Here is a 1,339-nt window from a genome sequence, read left to right as displayed (position 1 = left end):
CGTGTCCGAATGTCAGACCTGAGGTGGTCCGGACTTTCTGGACAGTTATTTAGGCACACGGAATGCGGCTTCGACGGCGGCAGGCGTTTGATAGCCCAAGGTTTGATGTAACCGCTGCTTATTGTAGTACGTCTCGATGTAGTCGTTCACCACTGCCATTCCTTCGGCCCTGGATGCAAAGAGGCGGTCGTGCATTGCCTCGTTCTTCAGGTTCGAGAAAAAGCTCTCTGCAACAGCGTTATCCCAGCAATTGCCTTTGCGGCTCATGCTCGGCACCACTCCGTTCGCTTCCAGCAATTGACGGTAATCGTTCGATCCATAGACGGTTCCTTGGTCGCTGTGGAAGATCAGTCCTGCCCGAGACTTTCGCTGTGCCAGCGCCATGTTCAGGGCCGCCATGGGCAAGGTCGTCGCTTGCGTGGCATCCATCGCCCAACCGACGACACGACGGGCAAACAGGTCCAGTACGATGGCCAGATGAAGCCACCCTTCCTTGGTGCGCATGGCTGTCATGTCGCCGACCCAAACCGTATTCGGTGCCTTGACGTCAAAGCGACGCTTGACCAGGTTCGGCGCTGGCGGTTGCACCCGCTGCATCGCCTGAATGGCGCGGAAGCGCTTGATGCGGGACGTCTGGATATTCTCCAGCTTGCGCAGCCTTCTGACGCGGTGCTTGCCGCATTTGATGCCTTCGGCATTGAGCAAACGCCACATCTTCACTGCGCCAGGCGCCCAGCGATGCGCTGTGTTGATCCTGACGATTTCGGCGCGCAAGGCCAGATCTTCCTGACTACGAAGGCTTGGCGTAGCCTTCTTGTACGCGTAGTACAGACTGCGGCTGATTTCGAGACCATGGCATAGCGACTTCACAGGAGACTCGCTGCGATGCTCGTCGATGAATGCGTACTTTACTTCTTTAGGCGAGTTAAGTACGCATCGAACTTTTTTAGGATGGCCAGCTCCTCTTGAGTCTTGGCCAATTCACGCCGCAACTTCTTGATTTCGCTCAGCTCGTCAGTGGCTGGCCTGCCAGGCGCGCGCAGCGCCTTGTCTGGCGCTTGCTTCTCGATCTTGTCGGCCCACTTGTAGAGCATGTTGCGGCGAATACCCAGTTCGATGGCCAAGTCGGTGGCGCTTTGCTCTCCCGAATGCAGCCGCGCTACCGTCGTCCTTTTGAACTCATCGGTATAAGTGGTCCGCTTGCGAGGGGTGGCTTCGGATGAAGCGGGAACGATCTCCCGCTTCGATGGCAACTTCTTGTTTGTCATGTAAATCCTCCCGGGGCATATTGTCCCCTATTCGGAAGTCCATGAAACCCGGATCATCTCAACCTGACCCC

2 protein-coding genes are annotated in these 1,339 nt (G+C 56.8%); both read right to left on the bottom strand.

All coding sequences use genetic code 11. From position 1 onward, the window contains the following. Positions 1-45: 45 nt before the first annotated feature. The gene (locus J3U95_RS28210; protein ID WP_370662118.1) at positions 46-897 is read right to left on the bottom strand and encodes an IS3 family transposase; all 852 of its coding nucleotides are present in this window, start codon (positions 895-897) and stop codon (positions 46-48) included. An 11-nt stretch (positions 898-908) separates the two neighbouring features. Continuing rightward, positions 909-1,268 (bottom strand): transposase, encoded by a 360-nt coding sequence (locus tag J3U95_RS28205; RefSeq protein WP_208281771.1) that lies wholly within the window; start codon positions 1,266-1,268, stop codon positions 909-911. Positions 1,269-1,339 lie beyond the last annotated feature (71 nt).

The sequence above is a fragment of the Massilia oculi genome (genome assembly GCF_017582745.1).
Taxonomy (GTDB): Bacteria; Pseudomonadota; Gammaproteobacteria; order Burkholderiales; family Burkholderiaceae_D; genus Telluria; species Telluria oculi_A.
Note: the sequence above shows the minus strand (reverse complement) of the source record. Positions and strands in the feature narration are given on the sequence as shown.

What these genes read in the sequence shown, in the direction of transcription:
- J3U95_RS28205 (WP_208281771.1), bottom strand. Translation starts at nt 1,268, where the DNA reads ATGACAAACAAGAAGTTGCCATCGAAGCGGGAGATCGTTCCCGCTTCA.